Origin of the sequence: Streptococcus sp. oral taxon 431, from assembly GCF_023115445.1 — a bacterium.
In the GTDB taxonomy this organism is placed as follows: Bacteria; Bacillota; Bacilli; order Lactobacillales; family Streptococcaceae; genus Streptococcus.
On the sequence record NZ_JALDUI010000006.1, the window covers coordinates 56,275 to 81,712 of the forward strand.

At 41.1% G+C, this 25,438-nt stretch carries 23 protein-coding genes and 1 pseudogene; 18 read left to right on the top strand and 6 right to left on the bottom strand.

All coding sequences use genetic code 11. From position 1 onward, the window contains the following. The first annotated feature begins 111 nt into the window (after positions 1–111). The 3 genes from M1R56_RS05090 (at position 112) to M1R56_RS05100 (ending at position 2,031) form a co-directional block, all read left to right on the top strand. Complete coding sequence (locus tag M1R56_RS05090) at positions 112–486, top strand: CidA/LrgA family protein (RefSeq protein ID WP_000781321.1); 375 nt, start codon at positions 112–114, stop codon at positions 484–486. Next, the gene (locus M1R56_RS05095) at positions 483–1,178 is read left to right on the top strand and encodes an LrgB family protein (RefSeq protein WP_248034829.1); all 696 of its coding nucleotides are present in this window, start codon (positions 483–485) and stop codon (positions 1,176–1,178) included. The genes M1R56_RS05090 and M1R56_RS05095 overlap by 4 nt, the downstream gene beginning before the upstream one ends. 190 nt (positions 1,179–1,368) lie before the next feature. After that, positions 1,369–2,031, top strand: coding sequence for a hypothetical protein (locus M1R56_RS05100; RefSeq protein WP_248034830.1), 663 nt, complete (start codon positions 1,369–1,371; stop codon positions 2,029–2,031). Positions 2,032–2,141: 110 nt separating this feature from the next. Here the strand turns inward: M1R56_RS05100 and M1R56_RS05105 are convergent, their stop codons facing one another. The 4 genes and pseudogenes from M1R56_RS05105 to treR all read right to left on the bottom strand — a co-directional run bounded on the left by M1R56_RS05105 (position 2,142) and on the right by treR (position 10,402). Further along, positions 2,142–7,595 (bottom strand): SIALI-17 repeat-containing surface protein, encoded by a 5,454-nt coding sequence (locus tag M1R56_RS05105; RefSeq protein WP_248034831.1) that lies wholly within the window; start codon positions 7,593–7,595, stop codon positions 2,142–2,144. 166 nt (positions 7,596–7,761) lie between these two features. Next, positions 7,762–8,814 (bottom strand): annotated as a pseudogene (locus M1R56_RS05110) (IS630 family transposase). 406 nt (positions 8,815–9,220) lie between these two features. Continuing rightward, on the bottom strand, positions 9,221–9,631 hold the full coding sequence (locus M1R56_RS05115) for a hypothetical protein (RefSeq protein ID WP_248034832.1): 411 nt from the start codon (positions 9,629–9,631) through the stop codon (positions 9,221–9,223). A 63-nt stretch (positions 9,632–9,694) separates the two neighbouring features. Then, on the bottom strand, positions 9,695–10,402 hold the full coding sequence (treR, locus tag M1R56_RS05120) for a trehalose operon repressor (protein ID WP_248034833.1): 708 nt from the start codon (positions 10,400–10,402) through the stop codon (positions 9,695–9,697). 188 nt (positions 10,403–10,590) lie between these two features. On the opposite strand from treR, the gene treP reads away from it, so the two are divergent. The 13 genes from treP (at position 10,591) to yidD (ending at position 20,742) form a co-directional block, all read left to right on the top strand. Then, a complete protein-coding gene (gene treP, locus M1R56_RS05125; protein WP_248034834.1) occupies positions 10,591–12,558 on the top strand; it encodes a PTS system trehalose-specific EIIBC component in 1,968 nt (655 codons plus the stop codon). A 6-nt stretch (positions 12,559–12,564) separates the two neighbouring features. Then, positions 12,565–12,762 carry a hypothetical protein gene (locus tag M1R56_RS05130; protein WP_248034835.1) on the top strand — a complete coding sequence of 66 codons (198 nt, stop codon included), beginning with the start codon at positions 12,565–12,567 and terminating at the stop codon, positions 12,760–12,762. Between the two features lie 52 nt (positions 12,763–12,814). Then, positions 12,815–14,440 (top strand): alpha,alpha-phosphotrehalase, encoded by a 1,626-nt coding sequence (gene treC / locus M1R56_RS05135; protein WP_248034836.1) that lies wholly within the window; start codon positions 12,815–12,817, stop codon positions 14,438–14,440. A gap of 142 nt (positions 14,441–14,582) precedes the next feature. Next, a complete protein-coding gene (locus M1R56_RS05140; protein ID WP_001048970.1) occupies positions 14,583–14,828 on the top strand; it encodes a YneF family protein in 246 nt (81 codons plus the stop codon). A gap of 201 nt (positions 14,829–15,029) precedes the next feature. After that, positions 15,030–15,824 carry a glutamate racemase gene (racE, locus tag M1R56_RS05145; protein WP_049527725.1) on the top strand — a complete coding sequence of 265 codons (795 nt, stop codon included), beginning with the start codon at positions 15,030–15,032 and terminating at the stop codon, positions 15,822–15,824. After that, positions 15,821–16,792 (top strand): nucleoside-triphosphate diphosphatase, encoded by a 972-nt coding sequence (locus M1R56_RS05150; RefSeq protein WP_049527723.1) that lies wholly within the window; start codon positions 15,821–15,823, stop codon positions 16,790–16,792. The genes racE and M1R56_RS05150 overlap by 4 nt, the downstream gene beginning before the upstream one ends. Then, on the top strand, positions 16,768–17,289 hold the full coding sequence (locus M1R56_RS05155; RefSeq protein ID WP_049527720.1) for a metallophosphoesterase: 522 nt from the start codon (positions 16,768–16,770) through the stop codon (positions 17,287–17,289). Before M1R56_RS05150 ends, M1R56_RS05155 begins: the two co-directional genes overlap by 25 nt. Next, positions 17,286–17,747: a cyclic-di-AMP-binding protein CbpB gene (cbpB, locus tag M1R56_RS05160; RefSeq protein WP_049527719.1), complete on the top strand. Its 462-nt coding sequence runs from the start codon at positions 17,286–17,288 to the stop codon at positions 17,745–17,747. The genes M1R56_RS05155 and cbpB overlap by 4 nt, the downstream gene beginning before the upstream one ends. Further along, positions 17,744–18,478: a site-specific tyrosine recombinase XerD gene (xerD, locus tag M1R56_RS05165; RefSeq protein ID WP_248034837.1), complete on the top strand. Its 735-nt coding sequence runs from the start codon at positions 17,744–17,746 to the stop codon at positions 18,476–18,478. The genes cbpB and xerD overlap by 4 nt, the downstream gene beginning before the upstream one ends. Further along, a complete protein-coding gene (locus M1R56_RS05170; protein WP_049527713.1) occupies positions 18,478–19,212 on the top strand; it encodes a segregation/condensation protein A in 735 nt (244 codons plus the stop codon). Before xerD ends, M1R56_RS05170 begins: the two co-directional genes overlap by 1 nt. Before the next feature lie 12 nt (positions 19,213–19,224). Continuing rightward, complete coding sequence (gene scpB, locus M1R56_RS05175) at positions 19,225–19,794, top strand: SMC-Scp complex subunit ScpB (protein ID WP_049527710.1); 570 nt, start codon at positions 19,225–19,227, stop codon at positions 19,792–19,794. Further along, a complete protein-coding gene (locus M1R56_RS05180) occupies positions 19,781–20,506 on the top strand; it encodes a pseudouridine synthase (RefSeq protein ID WP_049527709.1) in 726 nt (241 codons plus the stop codon). The genes scpB and M1R56_RS05180 overlap by 14 nt, the downstream gene beginning before the upstream one ends. Further along, positions 20,506–20,742, top strand: coding sequence for a membrane protein insertion efficiency factor YidD (gene yidD / locus M1R56_RS05185; protein WP_248034838.1), 237 nt, complete (start codon positions 20,506–20,508; stop codon positions 20,740–20,742). The genes M1R56_RS05180 and yidD overlap by 1 nt, the downstream gene beginning before the upstream one ends. A 100-nt stretch (positions 20,743–20,842) precedes the next feature. On the opposite strand, the gene galE is transcribed toward yidD, so the two are convergent. Next, positions 20,843–21,838 (bottom strand): UDP-glucose 4-epimerase GalE, encoded by a 996-nt coding sequence (gene galE / locus M1R56_RS05190; RefSeq protein WP_248034839.1) that lies wholly within the window; start codon positions 21,836–21,838, stop codon positions 20,843–20,845. Positions 21,839–22,091: 253 nt separating this feature from the next. On the opposite strand from galE, the gene pepA reads away from it, so the two are divergent. Together pepA and M1R56_RS05200 are read left to right on the top strand one after the other, a co-directional pair. Then, positions 22,092–23,156, top strand: coding sequence for a glutamyl aminopeptidase (gene pepA / locus M1R56_RS05195; RefSeq protein WP_248034840.1), 1,065 nt, complete (start codon positions 22,092–22,094; stop codon positions 23,154–23,156). A 24-nt stretch (positions 23,157–23,180) separates the two neighbouring features. Continuing rightward, positions 23,181–23,477, top strand: a complete 297-nt coding sequence (locus tag M1R56_RS05200) for a bacteriocin immunity protein (protein WP_223141126.1) — start codon at positions 23,181–23,183, stop codon at positions 23,475–23,477. Positions 23,478–23,611: 134 nt separating this feature from the next. On the opposite strand, the gene M1R56_RS05205 is transcribed toward M1R56_RS05200, so the two are convergent. Beyond that, entirely contained in the window at positions 23,612–25,243 is a 1,632-nt protein-coding gene (locus M1R56_RS05205) for a Na/Pi cotransporter family protein (RefSeq protein WP_248034841.1), read from the bottom strand. Between the last annotated feature and the right edge of the window lie 195 nt (positions 25,244–25,438).

Here is a 25,438-nt window from a genome sequence, read left to right on the forward strand (position 1 = left end):
TATACACCTTTTTGGCTTGGATAGCAAGAAGGATGTTTCTTATATATTTCCTTGAAATTTTCTGAAAAAAGAGTAAACTGGTATGCAGAAAGTCTATTTGTGGAGTTTACAATGAAGTTATATGTTCAGTTAATGATTCTCTTTGTGATTTCTCTAATCGGAGAGGGGATTTCCAGTTTCTTTCATTTGCCCATTCCAGGCAGTATTATCGGCTTGATTATTCTTTTTCTAGCCTTGCAGTTCAAGTGGCTGCGTATCCGCCATGTCAATATGGTGGGGAACTTTTTGCTGGCCAACATGACCATCCTCTTTCTACCTCCTGCGGTTGGAATTATGGAAAAGTTTGATGTGATTGCTCCCTATCTCCTACCTATTGTCTTGATTGTCTTTTTTGCGGCAGTAATCAATATCATCTTGATTGCGCTTGTGGTTCAATTTATCAAAAAACGCTATGAAGGTGACTACGAAGAAAGAGGTGCTAAATGAGCGAATTTGTATCCAATCCCCTTTTTGGGATCGCCCTGTCCATCTTAGCCTATCTTGGGGGAATGATGATTTTCAGACGCTATCCTCATCCCTTAACGACTCCCTTGTTGCTGTCAGCTATTTTTATTATCATCTTTCTAAAGGTAACTGGCATTTCCTACCAAGATTACTACCAAGGTGGGGTTTATCTTAACAACTTGATTGTTCCTTCAACAGTGGCTCTAGGAATTCCCCTTTATAAGAGTTTCCACTTGATGAAGCATCATGCTCGCAGTATTCTCTTTGGTAGTTTGCTGGCGGTAGTGGTCAATACCTCTTTCACAGCCCTTGTGGCCAAAATCTTTGGTATGGACTTTTTCCTAGCTATTTCCCTCTTTCCTAAGTCAGTAACGACTGCTATGGCAGTGGGAATCACAGAAAAGTTGCAGGGCTTGACTACTGTGACTCTAGTAGTTGTCGTAGCGACTGGTATTTTGACCAGTGTAATCGGACCAACACTTCTAAAATGGCTAAAAATAGACGATCCAGTAGCTGTTGGACTAGCCCTGGGTGGAACAGGACACGCTGTTGGAACTGGAACGGCCTTTCGCTATGGACCAGTTGCAGGTGCTATGGGAGGATTAGCTATTGGTGTTACAGGTGTTCTCTATGTATTTATCAGTCCTATTGTAGCTAATTTGATCTTGAGTTAAAAAGCAAGGGTTAAGAATTTGGAGAACATCGGTTTTATTTTAGGGTGAGGATGAAAAAGATTGTCCTGTGACCCGAAACTATATCTATCTATCTAGGACTTAAGAGTTGAAGAAAAGTGGCGTCAAGGGGATTTTACAGAAATGAATAGAGATAGTTTATGAATGAAAAATTAAATTTTTAAAGAAATATGTGATATCTGGAGAGCTGGTCGAGATTTTATCTAATTTTAAAAATCTGTCCAATCATCCTATTCCACAATATTGGCGGGATGCGTTTCAAACATCAGATTTTTCTAAAAGAAAACAAATCATCCTAGGAGAATGGAAAAAATATCTAGCTGAAGAACTCAGCAATACGATCTCTTATCTAGAAGAGTTTCTGGAGGCTATAGACCTTATCAAAATTGGACCTACCTATTCCTTGCTTTATTCCATTAGAACTTATCAGAGCAAGAGTCTAGTATTTTATGAGGGTAAAATACCGATTTCGGACCGAGAGTTTACAGACCACTTTAATCAGTCAAAACTAGAACTTGACGGGAGTATCCGTGATTTCTATACACATATTCATGAAGGGTTTAATGACTATACCAGTAAAAGCATGGGCTTAGACGATCTAGATATGATTGAACCAATAGCTGATTATGATTGGGAATTTGAGGATCAGTTAACAAATGACATTTCCAGTTATTACAATTTTTTTAGCAATGGTATGGGAAAGTATCTCGTATTAGACTTATCTAAACCAATGAGTCAAGGTGGAGTGTTCTGGTCAAAGGATGAGTTACCCATTTACCCAATCCCTTTTTGGGATTATGTAGATGAATGGATTATTCTGGGGCTTGATTTCTAGGTGTTTGATTGTCAGTGACTTTATTGATAAGGTTAAAACAGAAAAAGGATGGAATGATTTTCCATCCTTTTTTATCTAGGAATAAATTTTTATTCCTGGGGGGACAATGTTTAATCTTTCTTACCTTTTAGTAAGAAGGCAGCCGAGAGGGCTAGGCTGAGGCTCGCCATAAAGAGGAGGGGACTAGTCTGTTCACCAGTAGCTGGAAGTTGTTTTTCATTCGTAGAGGCTTTGTCATTGACATCATTACTTTCAACCAATGGTTTTGTAGTTTCTAGGTTTCTTTCTTCCATATGAACTGGGATAGGTTTAATAGTTGATCCTTCTGTCTTGTAAACAATAGCATAGGTGTTCAGGTCAAGAGCGATAAACTCAAGATACCCATCTCGGATGGTGAACTCTTGTGATTTTAAGTCTTTTGTCGGAGTCAACTGATAGAGTTCTTGGACAGCACCTGAAACTGGTAAACGAACGAGTACAGCACCTTTTGGTTGAACTAATTTGCCATCTTTATCCTTGAGTTGAAGGGCATAAGCATCGTATATCTTGCCTAAGAGTTCTTTGTTTTCAACTTTTTGACTGTCAAGATAACTTGCTCCTTCGAGTTCAGTTGTTCCACTAATAACTTGAGCTCTTGTGGTCTTATCTTTCATTACTTTGAGTTTAAACTCAGGAAGTGTGATGCTTGGTGCTTCTTGGTCTCCTGCAGTCCCTATAGGCTCAGTGTATTCAGGGATAACCACAGAAGGCGCTTCTTGATCTCCTGCAGTTCCAATAGGCTCAGTGTATTCAGGAATTACAACGGAAGGTGCTTCTTGGTCTCCTGCAGTCCCGATAGATTCAGTATATTCAGGGATTATCACGGAAGGTGCTTCTTGGTCTCCTGCAGTCCCGATAGGTTTGGTATATTCAGGAATTACAACGGAAGGTGCTTCCTGGTCTCCCGCTGTGCCGATAGGCTCAGTGTATTCGGGGATTTCCACAGTAGGTGCTTCCTGATTTCCCACAGTTCCAATAGGTTTGGTATATTCAGGTCTTTCCACAGTAGGTGCTTTCTGATCCCCAGCAGTTCCGATAGGACCAGTGTATTCAGGTCTTTCCACGGAAGGTGCTTCTTGCTCCCCAGCAGTTCCGATAGGACCGGTGTATTCAGGAATTTCCACAGAAGGTGCCTCCTGATCCCCAGCAGTTCCGATAGGACCAGTGTATTCAGGTATTTCCACGAAAGGTGCTTCCTGCTCTCCCGCAGTGCCGATAGGTTCAGTGAATTCAGGAATTACAACAGAAGGCGCTTCTTGATCTCCAGCAGTGCCTATAGGATCTGTGTACTCAGGAATGGTTCCAACTGGAGCAGGCTCATCCCCTTTGCTTGTAAGGATTTTTTCTTCAACTGGAGCAGTTTCGTCCTTAGGAAAGACAGCTACAACAGGACTAGTCGTTGTTGTACCTTGGATGGCATAAGCTTCTATCGGCTTGCCAGCTTTACGGTCCGTAGTTTCAGGAATATCTAGTTGGACCTTATTATTCTTGATGGTTAATACTGTTTGTTCACCTGATGTGACAAGATGATCATCATCGACTTTTCTAAGTAGAAGAGGATCTTTGATACCAGGGAAGGTCACAGCGACTGCATCCCAATTGCCAGTTGGTAGGGTTAGGGTAACAGTCTTATCTTTGGACTTAACGGAATCAAGACTTGGACTATCGAGAGACACAGAAGGTGCCTTTAAGATATCAAAGGAATCAAGAGAAATTTTCTTTCGTCCTTGTGGAGAATTTGGATCTACTTTCAAAGTGAGAACATGGTCGCCATCTGTTAGATTGGTGAATTCACCAATCAAAGCTCCTTTTTCAGTTGCTCCTGGAGTGTAGAAGTCAAGGGCTGGCATCTCTTTTCCATCCAGTGTGACAAGTGCCTTGCCTAGTGATGCTGTTTTTAATCCATAGATTCGGATACCTGTTCCAGAGAATGGAATGGTTGCAGTGGCTTCAGAAGCAAGGCTATCATCAGCGTTGATGTCAGCGTATTTTTCTGTAGAAGCATAGAGTTCTGCATCGCTCCAATCCTTAAACATGGAACCATACTGGATACGAGGGTCACGGTCGTCAATCTTCTCAACAGTTGCTCCTTGGCCTGGGAAGACTTTGAAGTAGTCGAGAGAAATTTTTGCACGCTCGTTTGTACGTCCTTTGTGTTCGCGCTTAACAGTGATGGTCATGAGGTGAGGACCTGAAGAAAGATTTGTGTAACGACCGATTAGGACACCTTTTTCAGTTGCTCCTGCTGTATAGAAGTCAAGTTCTCCAACAGATTTACCATCGATTTTAACGTCAGCAAGTCCCAATTGAGATGACTTGAGTCCGTAGATTTCAATACCAGGTCCATTGAATGGAATGGTTGCAGTCGCATCTTTATCAGAATAATTTCCATTTGAGATATCAGCGTATTTCTCTGTTCCACCAAATAGTTCTGTGTCAGACCAATTTCCAAAGGCAGAGCCGTACTGGATGCGTTTGTCACGGTCATCTACCAACTCACTAAAGGCATCAATAGAAGCAGCATCTGAAACTGGTGTTGAACGTTCGCCCATCATAGCTTTAACAGTATAGGTATAGGCATGGCTAGAATCAATTGAGCGATCGATAAAGTGAGTTTGGTTGGTGATAAACTCACGTAGGGTAGAAGCTTGGCTATTTTCATCCTTGCTTTCTCGTTGGATGACATAATGACTTGCTCCCTTGACTGGGTTAAAGTCAAGTTCAGCCGTCATGGCATCTTTTCGAACAGCTGTCAAACGAGTCACACGTCCAGGGAAGTTTTCAAAGGTAATGACGTCGCCTTTTTGAGTAGCAAGCTGAATACGGTTATCTTTGATACGGGTAGCTTGGACTTCCTTACCATTAATCTTAATCAAAGTTGCTTCAATATTTGGATAGTCTACAACCAAGTCTCCACCAACATTTGAAAGGAAGGTGAGGGATTCAAGATTCTTTTCTTGCCATTTCATGCTGACTTCAAAGTTGCCACGGGCTACAAGACCAGAAACTTGCCCGTCTTTCCAAGCATCTGGAAGGGCTGGTAATGGTGCAATATAACCTGTGTGAGACTGAAGGAGCATTTCTGCCATCCCGCTGGTTGCGCCAAAGTTACCATCAATTTGGAAAGGCGCGTGCGTATCCCAGAGGTTTTCTAGGGTTGAAGATCTGAGCTGTTCAGCCAACAAACGGTGGGCACGATTTCCATCTAGGAGACGAGCCCAGAGGTTGATTTTATTAGCCTTAGACCATCCAGTACCACCATCTCCACGGTGGTTTAGGGTTGCGCGTGCTGCTTCCAAATATTCAGGTTGATCCTTGCCAAATAGAGTACCTGGGAAGAGTCCGACCAGATGAGAAACGTGACGGTGGTGATTTTCAATACCTTCGTTTGTGAATTGAGGGCTGTCTTCCTCAAACCACTCCTTGATACGACCATCTCGGTTGATATGAAGTGGTTTTAACTTGTCAAATTTAGCCTTAACTTCTGTTACAAGGTCTTGATCCACTTTCAGATGGTTAGCCACTTCCATGTAGTCGTGGAAAAGTTGCCAAACTAGAGACTGGTCGAAGGTATTCCCAATAGTGATAGTTCCATGCTCTGGTGAGTAGGATGGAGAAGATACCCAACGGTCACTAGCCTTGTCGTAGTGCAAGAAGGAATTCCAGAACTTGGCTGTTTCCTTGAGCATTGGATAAATCTTTTCTTTGAGATAAGTTTCATCCTTTGTGAATTTGTAGTAGTCATAGACGTTCTGCATCATCCAAGCATTGGCAGCAGGAGACCAACCCCAATAGTAGTTCCAACCAGGAGTAGTCCAGCCAAATGGTGTCGCCTGAGTATGAACCAGCCAACCATTTTCTTGGCCTTCTTTGGATTCGATACCAGCGTATTCCTTAGCAGCGATACGGCCATAGTAGCGCATATCGTCAATGTAATTGATCATTGGCTTAGCTGTTTCAGCAAGATTGCTCATGTAGGCAGGCCAGTAGTTCATCTGTAGGTTGACATTGAGGTGATAGTCAGAGTTCCATGGTGGATTATCTACAGCATTCCAGACTCCTTGCAAGTTTGCAGGAAGGGCGTCTGTCCGATCACGAGAAGAGCTGATCAGGAGGTAACGTCCGTATTGGAAGAAGAGTTCTTCTAGCTTTTGGCCTTTTGTTGGATTATAGGTTTGAAGAGCTTCTTTTGTAGTTTGATTAGACTTGCTACCGCCGAGGTTTAATTGAACACGGTTGAAAAGACTTTGATAGTCCTTGATGTGGTCATTTTTCAGAGTTTCATAGTCTTTTGCCTTGGCAGCATCTACGATAGATTTGACAGTTTTCTCTACGTCAATATCCTTGCGATAATTAGTTTTTGGATTTTGAGCAAAATTAGTCTTGGCACTGAGTAGCAGTGTTGCATAGCTTGCTCCTGTGACAGTCAAATAACCATCTTGAGCAGTGACTTGTCCGTCAGTCTTGATACCAAGATAAGAGGCAAATTGAAGGCCGTTATCTTTAACAGTACCCTTGAGCAAAATACCATTAGAATCTACACTGACAGTCCCTTTTTTGTAATTAGAATTATCCCAAGAATACTGTCCGTTAGCAATTAGGTCTTCTGTTAAGCTATTCCAAAGGGTAAAATCAAGCGTCTTATCTCCCTTTTTAGTCAAGTGGGTAACAGTGACGTCGTCTGGGAAGCTAGAGAAGGTCTCGCGTTTGAAGCTTGTCCCGTCTTGGGTATAAGAGGTAGTTGTGATAGCTTCAGAAATATCCAAGCCACGGTGATAATCTGTGACAGTATCTAACCCTTTCTTCTGGTTGTTAAAGACCATAAAGATATCACCGAAGGCTAAGTAGCGACCATATTGGGCATTATTAGGCCCAACGAGATTTCTTTCAGCTAGGCGTTTGGCTTTTTGACGGTCGCCGTCTTCTAAGGCCTTACGGATTTCGGCTAAGACTTTGTAGCGGTCCTTGTAGTTTCCTCCGTTGTAATCTTGACTATCTGGCTGTGGGCCTCCAGACCAAAGTGTTTTTTCGTTGTACTGGATTCTTTCTTCACCGATGAGTCCGAAAACCTTGGCACCCATTTCCCCATTTCCGACTGGGAGGGCTTGTTTTTCCCATCCATCATAGGAAGGAGCAGTTGGTTGGTTGTAATGTAATTCGTAATGTTCTTGCTTGTTCACAGGAAGTTCTGGCTTCTCGCTCTCCTTATTGTCAGCAGGGGCGGTAGTAGCACTTGTCTCTGACTGACTACTAGTTTGAGGTAGTTCTGTCCCTGGGTTTGTTTGCTTTTCAGCTGATTCAGCTATAGGTTGAGTCTCTGTGTTAGAAGCAACAACTTCTTCTACTTTCGTATCCGGTTTAGCAGAGGTTTCAGTAATTGTTGCCTCACTTTCCGTAATCTCGACACCATCAGCAGCCACACCCTGTGCTGCTAAAAACACAGCTCCAAGTAAAACAGAGGCAGCTCCGACACTTAGCTTGCGGATGCTATACTTACAGGATTTTTCCCAATATCTCTTATCCACAAAATTCTCCTTTCTTAAATCTGTAAGCGCATACATTCTCTTTTAAAAAAATAAGTCTTGCAGAAATATGTGTGATTTTTCAGATAATTTTAATATAACAAATAAATGGAACTATTGCAAGGGCTTTCAAGAGAAATGGCCTTATTTTACTAAGTTTTACTAATACTCAATTGTTTTCAAAAAGCAACCTTGTCCATTGTCTGCTGACAGTGGACTTTAAAACGCCTTTTTCTAGTCCTTGAATAACTTCTTGAAGGACTAGAAAAAGGCGGCTTCTAATGTTTGGAACGCCTTATTTTTAAAGCCTCGTTTTCGAATTTCTTTCCAGACTTGTTCAACAGGGTTCATTTCTGGTGTATAAGGTGGGATAAAAGCTAACTCAATATTACTACTTGGAATCTCTAAGGTACTTGATTTATGCCATATAGCATTATCCATGACAAGTAAAATATAATCATCCGGATAAGCTTGTGAGACTTGCCGTAGAAATTCATTCATCCACTCAGTATTGCATCCTCCAGAAATAAGGAAGAAGGAATCTCCTGTCTGAGCATCTACTGCCCCATAACAATAGCGATATTCTCGCATATAATGACTATGAATGTTAGGTCGGATTCCTTGAGGAGCCCAACAAGAACTCATCTTACTGATTCTCCCGAAACCGGCTTCATCTTGGTACATCAAACGTACTTTGTTATAAGTCCCCTTCTCTTTAAAGCGCTTACTTAAGGTCTCGAATGTAGATTTTATTTTTAGACGTCTCAATTATTTGAGCGTCTGCCTTCTTGGGATGTTCAGGTCTGGGAGTGACCGTTCGCCAACCATGGCGTTTCAAGAGATAATAAAAACCATCACGTGTAGAAGTGCGACCAATCTCTTTTTGATAGGCTTCGAATAACTGATTGACAGTCACAAATTCTCCAGCCTGAGCAGCTTCTATATGACGTTTTAGAAATGCTTGTTCTTCTTCGTAAGTCATATATTCTCGATGACGTCCACCACGAGTCTCTTGAAGAAGAGCTTCTAAACCAAACTCCTTATATTTTTTCAAATTCCTCCAAACAGTTGTTTTATTACAATCTAGCAGATCCATGATTTCCTTATAACTCTTTCCTTTTGAGCGAAAATAAATAATCTGTAGACGTTTGTGATATTTGGCGTACGATGAATCTCTCAGGAGTTTTTCAATTTTCTGTATTTCTTCGTTTGTGAGTTTCATAACTACTATTATAAGATGGTTTTTGATTTTAGTCTAGTATTACTACTAAAAAGACTCTTTATCACCTACTATTTTATGTAGTTAATAAAGAGTCTTTTTATTTAGTAGAGATAATTTCGAGTAGAATTAATTAAAGATAATAGTAGGTAAGGTGGTCAACTAATTTATAGTTTTTTTAGTATTTTACCAAATAGTTTCTCTAATTTTTTAAATCTACATAAATTGTTCTGCATGTATCGAAGTTATGAATCTTATCACCTTATTATATTCGTATTTTCTGCATAGTATCTTTTAGATAAATTCAGAAAATTAAATCAGATAAAATTATACTAATTTTGAAATATACATAATGTTAAAGGTTTCTACTCGTTCTAATTTCTTCTCGTATCTTCATCACTATCACTCTCTAAAGATTATCATAGTATTTTTTGAAAGCATCAAAATAATACTTAACTTCTTCAGCTTTATTTACTTGACCACCCCACTCTAATTTTTTATCTCCTAAAATCCAAAATAAACCATCTCCTCTTTCACCTGAGGTTAACTTTGCATCACCTCCATCTTTAGGAACCGCTATGCCAATAACACCAGTACCACCCATACGAAACATCTGGCGTGGACCGCTATGAGCGACACCTACATCCACTCCCTTTAATTTGGGAAAATCTACAGATAAGCGAAAGTCAAAACTTGCCGGTTCCAAATCATCATAAGTGATTTTACGAATAATATAATCTTGACCGAAGTAGCTATCAAGCATTGCAATTAAGACTTGATAACCTTTGCTTGATTTGATTCTTTCTCGTATCTCTAACATCTTATTTCACCATTTTAAACCTTTCATTATTTTAAAACTTGATAACTATACGCCTTTTCCTCTTTATTTTCTTTTAGCAAAATCTACAAATCGAAACTTTTCAAGTTTGTGCCGGCTTTCGGTGAACTGAAATTGGCGTCCGTCTTGGAGATAGACTTTTGACTTAATGGAAACAACATAAGGATCTTTACCAATATCCATGAGAATCTTATCTCTATCGTTACTATGGTCAATGGTGATTTCCTTTTGAGCATAGTCGATGATTAATTTCAAATCATTTTCGATATAGGAGTAGATAGATTGTTCAGCAATTTCTCTGGTTAGTTTAGGGATGAGTTCCATATCTAGATAATCAATATCCAGTACGGATACCAGATCATCTACAACTCGTTGGCGAACGACCTTCCAAACCATCCGAAATTCTGGGAAGCCAGTTAACAGGGAAGTTTTTTTATCGATGATAATTTTATCTAGACTCACGACATTCGTTTTTGAGCGAAGTCCTAACTCTTGGACCAATTCTTGGTAGCTAGTTAGGTTAGACACTGGGAAATTCACAGTTTCTTCTTTAATAACCTGAGAACCCTGCCCTCTGATTTTTTTAATCAATCCCTCTTCTTGGAGGAGAGCTAAGGCTTTTCGAACAGTGTCACGACTCACCTGATACTGGTCCATGAGTTCGTGTTCACTAGGGAGAAAATCTCCAACAGCATAGGTTTCTTCATGAATTGCTTTTTCCATTTGTTTGTATAATTGTTGATATTTTTTCACGGTTCTTCCTCTAAAATAATCGATTGATGAGCCCTACAAGAGTTTCTTGTATTTATTTTACCATACAAGTAACAAAAATATACAAAAAAAATCCATTATTTTTAACAAACAAGTTGCATACAAGTTTGGTATCGATTACAATTGAATTATCAAATCAAGGAAATCTTGACAAAAATAAGGAGATTCAAATGGGGAAATTTGAACAAGAAGCTAAAGATTTGCTACAAGCAATCGGAGGCAAAGACAATATTACGGCAGTAACTCACTGTGCAACACGCATGCGTTTTGTGCTTGTAGATGATAAGAAAGCTGATGTCAAGGCTATTGAATCCATCTCAGCGGTCAAGGGAACTTTTACAAACGCTGGTCAATTCCAGGTAATCATCGGAAATGATGTGCCAATCTTCTATAATGACTTTACAGCTGTTTCTGGTATTGAAGGTGTTTCAAAAGAAGCAGCCAAGTCCGCAGCTAAGAGTAATCAAAATGTCGTTCAACGTGTAATGACAACTCTGGCTGAAATCTTTACACCGATCATTCCAGCCTTGATCGTCGGAGGACTGATCCTCGGTTTCCGTAATGTTCTTGAGGGCGTGCATTGGTCAATGTTGGATGGCAAGACCATCACAGAATCCTCTCAGTTTTGGGCGGGGGTTAATCACTTCCTCTGGTTACCAGGTGAGGCCATCTTCCAGTTCTTGCCAGTAGGGATTACCTGGTCTGTTTCTCGTAAGATGGGAACCAGCCAAATCTTGGGAATTGTTCTTGGTATCTGTTTGGTTTCACCTCAGTTGCTGAATGCCTATGCGGTTGCTTCGACACCTGCATCCGAAATTGCAGCCAACTGGGTTTGGAATTTTGGTTACTTCACGGTTAATCGTATTGGTTACCAAGCTCAAGTTATCCCAGCTTTACTGGCAGGATTGAGTTTGGCTTATCTTGAAATTTTCTGGCGTAAGCATATCCCAGAAGTCATTTCTATGATTTTTGTACCATTCTTATCGTTGATTCCAGCCTTGATTTTGGCTCACACTGTTTTGGGACCAATCGGATGGACAATTGGTCAAGGACTATCGGCAGTTGTATTGGCAGGGTTAACTGGTCCAGTTAAGTGGCTCTTCGGTGCGATCTTTGGTGCCCTCTATGCTCCATTTGTTATCACTGGTCTTCACCACATGACCAATGCCATTGATACGCAATTGATTGCTGATGCTGGTGGAACTGCTCTCTGGCCTATGATTGCTCTTTCTAATATTGCCCAAGGTTCAGCTGTGTTTGCCTATTATTTGATGCACCGTCGTGATGAGCGTGAAGCTCAGGTATCACTTCCAGCAACTATTTCAGCCTATCTCGGTGTAACAGAGCCGGCCCTCTTTGGGGTTAACGTCAAATACATCTATCCATTTGTGGCTGGGATGATTGGTTCAGCTCTTGCAGGTATGCTTTCTGTGACATTTAACGTGACTGCTGCTTCTATCGGTATTGGTGGATTACCAGGTATTCTTTCTATTCAACCACAATACATGCTTCCATTTGCAGGGACTATGCTAGTTGCAATCGTCGTGCCAATGCTATTGACCTTCTTCTTCCGTAAGGCAGGACTCTTTACAAAAACAGAAGATGACACAGAATTAAAAGCAGAATTTCAAGCACAGGAAGAAGCAGAATTCCATCATCAAGAATCAACTTCTGTTGCTTCAACAAAAATTGTCAGTCCACTGGAAGGACAAGTAAAAGAACTAAGTCAAGCAACAGACCCAGTCTTTGCATCAGGTGTCATGGGACAAGGTCTAGTGATTGAACCAAGTCAAGGTGAGTTGACTTCGCCAGTAAATGGTACAGTTACAGTCCTATTTCCAACTAAGCACGCCATCGGTATTGTATCTGATGAAGGTGTTGAGTTATTGATGCACGTTGGCATGGATACTGTTGGTCTAGAAGGTCGTGGCTTTGAAAGTCATGTGTCTCAAGGAGACCATGTTACTGTAGGACAAAAATTGATTAGCTTTGATATGAAAGTGATCAAGGATGCAGGACTTGTGACTGAAACTCCAGTCATCATCACTAACCAAGATGCGTACACAGCGACAATCGAAGGAACTTATCCTAGAGTGATTAAAAACGGGGAAGACTTGATGGTTGCTAAACGAATCTAATACTCAATGAAAATCAAAGAGCAAACTAGGAAGCTAGCCGCAGGTTGCTCAAAACACCGTTTTGAGGTTGTAGATGGAACTGACGAAGTCAGCTCAAAACACTGTTTTGAGGTTGCGGATAGAACTGACGAAGTCAGTAACCATACCTACGGTAAGGCGACGCTGACGTGGTTTGAAGAGATTTTCGAAGAGTATAAGTTTTAAAATGTATAGGGTTGGGATATAGCTCCCTCCCTTTTATCAAAAAGGAGAAACTATGGCTCTTGATAAAAGAAAAGTTGTCTATCAAATCTATCCAAAATCATATAAGGACACGACAGGAAATGGAATCGGTGATTTCAGAGGCATCATCGAAAAAATTCCTTATCTAGCAGAATTGGGCGTGGATATGGTTTGGCTTAATCCTTTCTACCCAAGCCCTCAGCGAGATAATGGCTACGATATTTCAGACTATACAGCCGTCAATCCTATCTTTGGGGATATGGCTGATTTTGAAGAAATGATCCGTGTCGGAAAAGAGCACAAGATTGACTTCATGCTAGATATGGTGCTTAACCATTGCTCAACAGAGCATGAGTGGTTCCAAAAGGCTCTCGCTGGAGACAAGTACTACCAAGATTTCTTCTTTATCCAGGACCAACCAACCGATTGGTTGTCTAAATTTGGTGGTTCTGCCTGGTCACCTTTTGGAGATACAGGGAAATACTATCTCCACCTCTTTGACGTGACGCAGGCGGATCTCAATTGGCGTAATCCCAATGTCCGCAAGGAATTGTTCCAGGTGGTCAACTTCTGGCGTGACAAGGGTGTCAAAGGATTCCGTTTTGACGTGATTAATTTGATTGGTAAAGACGAAGTCTTGGTGGATTGCCCTGAAAACGAAGGAAAACCAGCTTATACGGATAAACCCATTGTCCATGACTATCTTCACATGATGAATGAAGCGACCTTCGGTTCTGATGATAGTTTTATGACAGTTGGAGAGATGTCTTCGACAACGATTGATAACTGTGTTCTTTATTCAGCGCCAGAGCGTCACGAATTGTCAATGGCCTTTAATTTTCACCATCTTAAAGTAGACTATGAAGACGGTCAAAAATGGACCATTGCTCCCTTTGATTTCGAAGAGCTCAAACGCCTCTATCATACATGGGGCAAGGAAATGAGTGAACGTGGTGGTTGGAGTGCCCTTTTCTGGAATAACCATGACCAACCTCGTGCCTTGAATCGCTTTGTAGATATCAAGAACTTCCGCAATGAAGGAGCAACCATGCTGGCAGCCAGCATTCACTTGTCACGTGGGACCCCTTATATCTACATGGGCGAAGAAATCGGCATGATTGATCCAGACTATGATTCTATGGAAGACTATGTAGATGTGGAATCCATCAATGCCTACCAGATGCTTTTGGATCAAGGCAAGTCACCTCAGCAGGCCTTTAAGATTATTCAAGCCAAGTCACGTGATAATTCTCGTACACCAATGCAATGGGATGCTTCTGAAAATGCAGGTTTTTCAACAGGCACTCCATGGTTGAAAGCTGGTAAATCCTACAAAGACATCAACGTTGAAAATGAAATTGACGGCCCAATCTTTAAATTCTATAAAGAATTGATTCGATTGCGTAAAGCAATGCCCATCATTTCAGAAGGGAGCTATCAGCCAGCACTTGAAGATAGCAAGCAGGTCTACGCCTTTGAACGCCACTTAGACGGTCAAAAACTCTTGGTGCTCAATCATTTCTATGAAAACGAAGCTGAAGTGACAATTCCAGCAGAATATCAAGCAGGGTGCGAGCTCTTATCAAACTATGAGAATGTGGAACTTGCTAAAAAAGTAATTCTTAAACCATACCAAACGCTAGCGATTTATGTAGATTAAGTTCAGAAAGAGCCTTCTTCTAAGGAATAAAAGGGCTCTTTTTTAGCTAGCATTCATTTTTTTGAAAGCGTAACTCAAACTAGTCAGGCGTAGGACTTTATGGTATAATATAGAAGATTCAAAAAGAAACAGGAGAAATGTTATGAACCTTATTTTAGCAATTGTATTGATTCTTTTAGCTTTTCTAGGAGGAGCTCTTGGAGGTATGTACTTGGTGCGCAAGCAAATCGAAAAAGAATTTGCGGATAACCCACGTTTGAACGCAGAAGCAGTTCGTACTCTCTTGAGTGCAAACGGTCAAAAGCCAAGCGAAGCTAAAGTACAACAAGTTTACCACCAAATCATTCGCCAACAAAAAGCAGCCCTTGCTAACAATAAAAAGAAATAAATAGGAAAAGTCTGGGATGAAAGTTCCAGACTTCTCACTATGTTTGACTGATATTTAGAGACAAGACTTTTTCCTTGCATTCTATTGATAATTGATTATGATTAAGAGGGAGACAGTGGGGAGCTACCCAGTCTGTCAGAAATTTCAGAAAGAAATGAATAATAATTATCAATCAGAAAAAAATACTAGAAAGAAGACTGTATGGATAATCGACCGATTGGTTTTTTGGATTCGGGCGTTGGAGGTTTGACGGTTGTACGTGAACTCATGCGCCAGCTTCCCCATGAAGAAATCGTCTATATTGGAGATTCGGCACGGGCTCCTTATGGTCCCCGTCCTGCTGAGCAGATACGTGAATATACTTGGCAACTGGTCAACTTTCTTTTGACCAAGGATGTTAAGATGATTGTCATTGCTTGTAATACAGCAACGGCAGTCGTCTGGGAAGAGATTAAAGCTAAGTTGGATATTCCGGTGTTGGGTGTGATTTTGCCTGGTGCATCAGCAGCTATCAAAGCAAGTCAAGGTGGGAAAATCGGTGTGATTGGAACCCCGATGACGGTAAAATCAGATATTTATCGACAAAAGATTCATGATCTAGACCCAGATTTACAAGTGGAAAGCTTGGCCTGCCCTAAGTTTGCTCCCTTGGTCGAGTCAGGTGCTCTATCGACCAGTGTGACCAAGAAAGTCGTTTATGAAACCTTGCGTCCCTTAGTCGGAAAAGTAGATAGCTTGATTTTAGGCTGTACTCATTATCCACTCCTCAGATCCATTATTCAAAATGTCATGGGGCCTAAGGTTCAGCTGATCGATAGTGGCGCTGAGTGTGTGCGCGATATCTCAGTCTTACTCAATTACTTTGAGATTAACCGTAGCCGAGATGCGGCGCCCCTTAAACACCGTTTTTATACAACTGCAAATAACCAAAGTTTTGCCCAGATAGGAGCAGAGTGGCTGGAAAAAGAGATTCATGTGGAGCATGTAACATTATGACAAACAAAATTTATGAATACAAGGATGATCAGGACTGGTATGTTGGATCCTACAGTGTTTTTGGTGGCATTCGGACTTTGACGGATGATGATTTAGAGTTTCCTTTGTTTGATTTAGCCAAAATCTTTCGTGATGAGGAGCGAGGATTTCCACTTTCAGTCACTGTTTTGCGATATGGTTCAGCCTACCGCTTACTCTCTTTTGTGGTAGATATTCTCAACCAAGAAGCGAATCGAAACTTGGAAGTCATTCAACGTCAGGGAGCTCTGCTTCTGGTTGAAAATGGGAAGCTCTTGCATGTGGAATTGCCTAAAGAAGGAGTCAATGTTCAAGACTTTTTCGAGACAAATAAAGTCAGAGAAACCTTGTTGATTGCAACTCGTAACGAGGGTAAAACCAAGGAATTTCGAGCTATCTTTGACAAACTGGGCTATGACGTAGAAAATCTAAATGATTATCCAGACCTACCTGAAGTGGCCGAAACAGGTATGACCTTTGAAGAAAATGCTCGCCTTAAGGCTGAAACCATTTCTAAATTAACAGGAAAGATGGTCTTGGCAGATGATTCTGGACTAAAAGTGGATGTTCTTGGAGGTCTACCAGGTGTCTGGTCAGCTCGTTTCGCAGGAGTAGGGGCAACTGATCAAGAAAATAACGCCAAACTCTTGCACGAATTAGCCATGGTTTTTGAACTCAAGGACCGTTCAGCTCAATTCCATACAACCTTGGTCGTAGCTAGCCCAGGTAAGGAAAGCTTGGTTGTCGAAGCTGACTGGCCAGGCTACATTAACTTTGAACCTAAGGGTGAAAACGGTTTTGGTTATGATCCTCTTTTCCTAGTAGGAGAAACTGGTAAATCATCAGCCGAATTAACCCTTGAAGAAAAAAATAGTCAATCCCACCGTGCCTTAGCCGTTAAGAAACTTTTGGAGGTATTTCCATCATGGCAAAGCAAACCATCATTGTAATGAGCGATTCCCACGGAGATAGCTTGATTGTAGAAGAAATCCGTGACCGCTATCTTGGGAAAGTCGATGCTATTTTTCACGATGGTGACTCGGAACTTCGACCAGATTCACCACTCTGGGAAGGAATCCATGTAGTCAGAGGAAACATGGACTTTTATTCAGACTATCCAGAACGTTTGGTGACTCAACTAGGCCCTACCAAGATCATCCAGACCCATGGACATTTGTTTGATATTAACTTTAATTTCCAGAAACTAGATTTCTGGGCTCAGGAAGAAGATGCAGATATCTGTCTTTATGGGCACTTGCATGTTCCAAACGCTTGGATGGAAGGAAAGACCCTCTTTCTAAACCCTGGTTCTATCAGTCAGCCACGTGGGACTATCAGAGAATGCCTCTATGCCCGTGTAGAGATTGATGATAGCTACTTTAAAGTGGACTTTTTGACACGTAACCATGAGGTCTATCCAGGCTTATCCAAGGAGTTTGCTCGATGATTGCCAAGGAGTTTGAACAGTTTTTACTGGAGCAAGAGGAAACCTTTTTAACTCCTGCTGAAAATTTGGCTGTACTCATTGATAGCCACAATGCAGATCATGCAATTCTCCTCCTTAGCCAGATGACCTATACAAGAGTGCCAGTAGTGACTGATGAGAAAGAATTTGTCGGAACCATTGGACTTAGAGACATTCTGGCCTACCAGATGGAGCAGGGCTTGAGTCAGGAAGCTATGGCAGACACGGATATCGTACATATGACCAAGAAGGACGTAGCAGTTGTCAGTCCAGACTATACACTGACGGATGTTTTACATAAGTTAGTGGATGAGTCTTTCCTACCAGTCGTTGACAAGGATGGTATCTTCCAAGGCATTATCACACGGAAATCAATCCTTAAGGCTGTCAATGCTCTCTTGCATGACTTTAGTAAGGAATATGAGATTCGAAGCAAATGAGAGAAGGGATTTCAGCATTTTTAGAAGAAAAACAAGGTTTGTCTGTAAATTCTAAGCAATCCTATAAGTATGACTTGGAGCAGTTTTTAGATCTTGTAGGAGAACGAATCTCTGAAACAAGTTTAAAAATCTACCAAGCTCAACTATCTCAGTTTAAAATCAGTGCCCAAAAGCGCAAGGTTTCTGCTTGCAATCAATTTCTTTACTTTTTATACCAGAAGGGGAAAATTGACACCTTTTATCGTTTAGAATTGCCGAAACAGGCTGAGAACAAGCAAGTTCAGTCAAAACTTTTAGATCTCAGTTCTTTCTGGCAAGAAAGTGCCCATCCAGAGGGACGCTTGCTGGCCTTATTGATAGTTGAATTGGGCCTCTTACCAAGTGAAATTCTAGCCATAAAAACAGGTGATGTGAATCTAGATTTTCAAGTTTTGAGAATCAAGAAGGCTTCCCAACAAAGAATCTTGAGCCTTCCCACAAACTTGCTTGCAGAGTTAGAACCCTTGATGGGGCAGAGCTACCTCTTTGAAAAATCTGGGAAGCCATACTCCCGTCAGTGGGCCTTTCGTCAGTTAGAAGCCTTTCTAAAGGAAAAAGGTTTTTCAGACTTATCTGCCCAAGGATTGAGAGAACAGTTTATATTAAGACAAATCGAAGAAAAGGTTGACTTGTACGAAATTGCTAAAAAGCTAGGATTAAAGACAGTCATGACTTTGGAAAAATATAGATAATGGATATTAAATTAAAAGATTTTGAAGGGCCTTTGGATCTTCTTTTGCACTTGGTTTCAAAGTACCAGATGGATATCTATGATGTGCCCATTACAGAGGTTATCGAGCAATATCTAGCCTATATCTCCACATTACAAGCTATGCGTTTGGAAGTCGCAGGTGAGTACATGGTCATGGCTAGTCAACTCATGCTCATAAAGAGTCGCAAGCTCTTGCCCAAGGTTGCAGAAGTGACAGACCTAGAGGATGACCTGGAGCAGGACCTCCTTTCTCAAATCGAAGAATACCGTAAGTTTAAACTTTTGGGAGAGCAGTTGGAAGTGAAGCATCAAGAACGAGCTCAGTATTACTCAAAAGCGCCGACAGAGTTGATTTATGAGGATGCTGAACTTGTCCACGATAAGACCACGATCGATCTTTTCTTAGCCTTTTCAAACTTGCTTTCCAAGAAAAAAGAAGAATTCTCGCAAAGTCACACAACCATTTTACGAGATGAGTATAAGATTGAGGATATGATGGTTATCGTCCGAGAAGCCTTGGTTGAAGGTCAGCACTTATGCTTGCAGGATTTGTTTAAAGAAACCAAGGATTTACAAGAGGTCATTACACTCTTTTTAGCGACCTTGGAGTTGATTAAAACCCAAGAAATTCTCTTAATCCAAAAAGAGAGCTTTGGAGATATCTATCTCCTGAAAAAGAATGAGGAAAATCAAGTAGAGCAGAGTCGATCTTGATAGAGAGGAAATATGAGTACTTTAGCAGAAATAGAAGCGCTCTTGTTTGTAGCGGGTGAAGAGGGGATAAGGATTCGCCAGTTGGCTGAACTCCTTTCTTTGCCACCGACTGGGATTCAGCAAAGCTTAGAAAAGTTAGTCCAAAAGTATGAAAAAGACCCAGATTCCAGTTTAGCCTTGATTGAGACAGGTGGTGCCTACAGATTGGTAACCAAGCCTCAATTTGCAGCTATTTTGAAAGAATATTCTAAGGCGCCTATCAACCAGAGTCTATCTCGAGCTGCGCTAGAAACCTTGTCCATCATTGCTTATAAGCAACCTATCACACGTATAGAAATCGACGCTATTCGTGGGGTTAATTCAAGCGGAGCTCTAGCTAAGTTACAGGCCTTCGATTTGATACGAGAAGACGGGAAAAAAGAGGTACTTGGACGCCCTAATCTCTATGTAACGACGGATTATTTCCTAGATTACATGGGCATTAACCACTTGGAAGAATTGCCCGTGATTGATGAGCTTGACATTCAAGCACAAGAAAGCCAATTATTTGGTGAAAGGATAGAAGAAGATGAGAATCAATAAGTATATTGCCCACGCAGGTGTGGCCAGTAGGAGAAAAGCAGAGGAGTTAATTAAGCAAGGCTTGGTGACTGTCAACGGCCAGGTGGTACGTGAATTAGCGACGACTATCAAGTCTGGTGACAAGGTAGAAGTTGAAGGTCAACCCATCTACAACGAAGAAAAGGTCTATTATCTGCTCAATAAACCACGTGGTGTCATTTCCAGTGTAACGGATGATAAGGGACGCAAGACTGTTGTGGACCTCTTGCCTAATGTGAAAGAGCGTATCTACCCTGTGGGACGTTTGGACTGGGATACATCTGGAGTCTTGATTTTGACCAACGATGGGGACTTTACAGATGAGATGATTCATCCTCGTAATGAGATTGATAAGGTCTATGTTGCGCGTGTTAAAGGTGTGGCTAACAAGGAAAATCTTCGTCCTTTGACTCGAGGCGTTGAAATTGAAGGCAAGAAAACCAAGCCAGCTATTTATGAAATTCTCAAGGTAGATCCAGTTAAGAATCGTTCAGTTGTACAGCTGACCATTCATGAAGGGCGTAACCATCAGGTTAAAAAGATGTTTGAAGCAGTTGGGCTCCAAGTGGATAAGTTGTCTCGGACACGTTTTGGACACTTAGACTTGACAGGTCTCCGTCCAGGAGAAGCACGTCGTCTCAATAAAAAAGAAATCAGCCAACTACACACCATGGCTGTAACAAATAATAAATAATGAAAAAAATCTTAATTGCGCCAGTGCGCTTTTACCAACGTTTTATCTCGCCAGCCTTTCCACCGTCTTGCAGATTTGAGCCTACCTGTTCCAACTATATGATTCAGGCTATTGAAAAACATGGCTTCAAGGGTATCTTGATGGGACTGGCTAGGATATTACGTTGCCATCCTTGGTCTGAAACGGGTAAAGATCCAGTACCAGATCACTTTTCATTAAAGCGAAATACAAGATAAAATTGGCTTCTAATGTATAAAACACAGATAGATGATACTTGGTATTTATCAAGTGCCATCTATCTGTGTTTCTATTTATTATTGATGTTTCTGTTATTTATTACAAAATGTTTTTGCCTTCTTTAACACGCCAATGATAATCCGATAAAATAATATCTTTTAGAGAGTAACTAGCCTTCCAATCAAGATATTTTTTAGCTTTTGAGGCATCTGCAAGGACGCTAGCTGGGTCCCCAGCACGGCGAGCAACAATTTCGTGTGGGATTTTTTGATTCAGTAATTCTTCAGCAGTTTTAAATATTTCTTTGACGGTATAGCCTTTTTCAGTTCCTAAGTTAAAGATTTGAGAAGAACTGTTTTCTTGAAATAGGTAATTCATCCCTTTAACATGAGCCTGTGCAAGGTCCAAGACATGAATGTAATCCCGAATACATGAACCGTCACGTGTATCGTAGTCATCTCCAAATATTTTTAGGCTATCATTTTGTCCCAATGCGGTCTTGTTGATGTTGGGAATGATGTGAGTTGGATTTTTTACACGGAGACCATTTGAAGCATCCATTTCTGCACCAGCTACATTGAAATAGCGGAAAATGACATATTTCCAATCGTAGCGATTAGCCATCCAGTAAATCATTCGTTCGCCCATCAGTTTTGTCTCTGCATAAGGGTTGACAGGGTCGAGTAGGGTATCTTCAGTAGCTGGCTTATCAATACAATTATTACCATAGAGAGAAGCAGTCGAAGAGAACATGATTTTTTGAATGCCAACTTCAGATAAGACTTTGAGAACTTGGTTCATACCAGCAACATTGGCAGTGAAGTATTTACTCGGATTTTCAATACTTTCGCTCACAACAATCTCACCTGCACAATGTAGAACAGCGTCAATCTTGTTTTCTGCCAAGTAGGTCTTTAAGGCACTAGCATCATAAACGTCCAGTTGTTTAAAGCTAGCACGGCTATCTACAGCTGAACGACTTCCTGTAGAGAGGTTATCTAGGACATGCACCTGATATCCAGCATTTAAAAGAGCTTTAACGGTATGGGAGCCAATGTAGCCAGCCCCACCTGTAACAAGAATTGTTTTAGTCATGATTTTTTCCTTTTTCTAATTTTGTTCTATTTTAAAAAATGTAGAAGAAAAAGTCAAATATTTTTTATAGTTTCATAAAAGTAAAGATGTTGGTGTTATAATTTTTTTAGACCTTTCCTCATATACAAGGGAATACTGTTTTACTACTTAGAAAATAAGATATGATTTGTAGAAAGCAGACTAAGATACCAACTTCCCACTACCCTTCTCCTATAAAAAGTGGTAAAATGGTTGAAAGAAAGAAGGGATTAAAATGACAACATTATTTTCTAAAATCAAAGAAGTAACAGAACTTTCTGCTATCTCAGGTCATGAAGCACCTGTACGCGCTTATCTTCGTGAGAAAATAACTCCTCACGTGGATGAAGTAGTAACAGATGGCCTAGGTGGTATTTTTGGGGTTAAACACTCAGAAGTTGAAAATGCACCTCGTGTTTTGGTAGCCTCTCACATGGATGAAGTTGGTTTCATGGTTAGTGAAATCAAGCCAGACGGGACTTTTCGAGTAGTCAGCATTGGTGGTTGGAACCCTATGGTTGTCAGCAGCCAACGCTTTAAACTCTTTACACGTGAAGGACGTGAAATTCCGGTAATTTCAGGTTCAGTTCCTCCACATTTGACTCGTGGCACAGGTGGACCAACCATGCCAGCTATTTCAGATATCGTTTTTGATGGTGGTTTTGCGGATAAGGCTGAGGCTGAAAGTTTTGGTATCCGTCCTGGAGACACCATCGTTCCAGATAGTAGCGCAATCCTAACTGCTAATGAAAAAAATATTATCTCAAAAGCATGGGATAACCGTTACGGTGTGCTCATGGTTAGCGAGTTGGCTGAAAACTTGTCAGGCCAAAAACTAGGAAATGAACTTTATCTTGGTGCTAACGTCCAAGAAGAAGTTGGACTTCGTGGTGCCCATGCATCTACAACAAAATTTGATCCAGAAGTATTTCTTGCTGTGGATTGCTCACCAGCAGGTGATGTTTATGGTGGTCAAGGGAAGATTGGTGATGGAACCTTGATTCGTTTCTACGATCCAGGTCACTTGCTTCTCCCAGGCATGAAGGACTTCCTTTTGACAACTGCTGAAGAAGCTGGAATCAAATACCAATACTATTGTGGAAAAGGTGGTACAGATGCAGGAGCAGCTCATTTGAAAAATGGTGGTGTTCCATCTACAACAATCGGTGTCTGCGCTCGTTATATCCACTCTCACCAAACACTTTATGCCATGGATGACTTCTTAGAAGCTCAAGCTTTCTTACAAGCCTTGGTGAAAAAATTAGATCGCTCTACTGTAGATTTGATCAAAAATTATTAAACTGAAAAGATGGAGGTGATAGGTATGGAAGAACCAAACCTAGAAACCTTGATACGGGACCTTTACAATCATGCCCGTCAAAACTTGAGTGAAGATTTAGTGGCTGCACTCCTAGAAACTGCTAAGCAGTTGCCTAGCACCAATGAGCGATTGCTAGCAGTCCGACTTTCAGGGCTAGTCACACTTGAACTACTCAAGAATCCCAAGACTCCTGCGCCAGAGTTAGTCAATCTGGCCAGCTTTATCCAAAAGGAAGAAGCTAGGTACAAGGGCGCAGCTGCATCTTCCATTATGATTGGAGAGCTATTTAAAATGCTTTGATTCGAACGAATCAAAGCATTTTTTTATCTTATACTCTTCGAAAATCAAATTCAAACCACGTCAGCTTCACCTTGCCGTACTCAAGTACAGCCTGCGGCTAGCTTCCTAGTTTGCTCTTTGATTTTCATTGAGTATTAAATTTGTTCAGCCAAAACTTTTTCAGCAAGGTTCATAGCGTGGTCTGACACGCGAGTATAGTGTGAAATGATGTCGATAAAGTTGACACCTGCTTGAGTAGAACATTCACCGTTGTTGAGGCGTTTGATGTGAGTCTTACGAAGGACACGTTCCATCTTGTTGATGGCTTCATGGCGTTCAATAAGAGCTTGAGCTTTTTCAAGGTCATTGTTTTCAACACTCTCAAGAGCATCTTTAACGAAATCGCTTGTTTGACGGTAAATATCTTCCAACTCTTCTAGGGCTGAGTTAGAGAATTGAACATTCTTGCGTTGCAAGTAGTCGTTAAGATTAATCAAAGCTTCAGCGTGGTCACCGATACGTTCCAAGTCTCGAGAAGAGTCAAGGATGTTGGTTAAGACTTCACTCTCTTTTTGACTCAATGCTTCACTAGAAAGGCTGATGAGGTAACGTGTTAATTTCTCATCGATTGTATTGATAGCTTCTTCTGTCTTGTGTCCTTTTTCAGCTACTTTATCGTCAGAATTGATGATGTAGTCATAAGAAAGGTCAAATGCTTTAACCGCATAGTTTCCTAGGTGCAAGAGTTCTTTCTTGGCATTGCCTAGGGCGATAGAAGGAGCTTGCTTGATGAGTTGTTCATCCAAGTAAAGAGGTTCGTATTTAACAACTTCGTCTTCACCAGGGATTAGCTTAGTAACAAAATAAGCCAGAGCACCGATGAATGGGAATTGTACAATGGTGTTACTTACGTTGAAGGCACCGTGTGAGAAGGCAATCGTCATCTCAGGTGAGAGGTGAAGTAGTGCCTGGAAGTACTCGATCATCGCAGTGAATGGGCCTAACAAGATTAAGCAGAGGATGGTTCCTAAAACGTTAAAGGTAACGTGTGTTGCTGCAACTCGTTTAGCAGAGATGTTTGCTCCGGCTGCTGCGATAATAACCGTTAAGGTTGTACCGATATTATCCCCGAATAGGACTGGTAGTGCCCCTTTGAGGTCGAGGAATCCACCTGCATAGAGACCTTGTAGAATCCCGATGGTTGCAGAAGATGCCTGAATCAGAACGGTAATGACAGCACCAGCCACAACTCCCAAGATAGGATTTTGCCCCAAGGTAACCATGTATTCCTTGAACTGAGGCAAGTCTTTAAGAGGGCTCATCCCAGCACTAATGAGGTTGAGGGCGTAGAAGATACCACCCACACCAAAAAGGATACGTCCAATATTATTTGCAGTACGGTTTTTTGTAAAGAATAAGAACATGGTTCCAAGGAAAATCAAGGGAAGGGCATACTCACCAAGTTTGAAACCGATGATGAAGGACGTTACGGTCGTTCCAATATTGGCTCCCATGATAATCCCGATGGCCTGTCTAAGTGTGAGAAGACTAGCACTGACCAGTCCAACCGTAATAACCGTTACACCTGTACTTGACTGGATGAGGGCAGTGACGACAATCCCCACTAAGACCCCTAAGAAGGGATTACTTGTGTATTTGTCAATGTAATAACGAAGGCGGTCTCCAGCTGCTTGTTGCAAACCGTCTCCCATGGTCTTGATACTATACAAAAATAGTCCCAGACCACCTAAAAAGTGAAAAATAATTTCCTGCCAATTAATGGACATTTTCTTTTTCCTCCGAAAAATAATCGCGGAATTTCTCCCATTCTATTTTAAAGGATAAAAGTAAATCTAACAAGTAGTAAATGCTCTTTTTTTAGAAAAATGTTGATTTTATTCGAAAAATGGCAGATGATTGTCTAATTTATATTAATTCTTCACTTCTTTATAGTTCTTGAAGGGCTAGTGTTGACTCTTTTT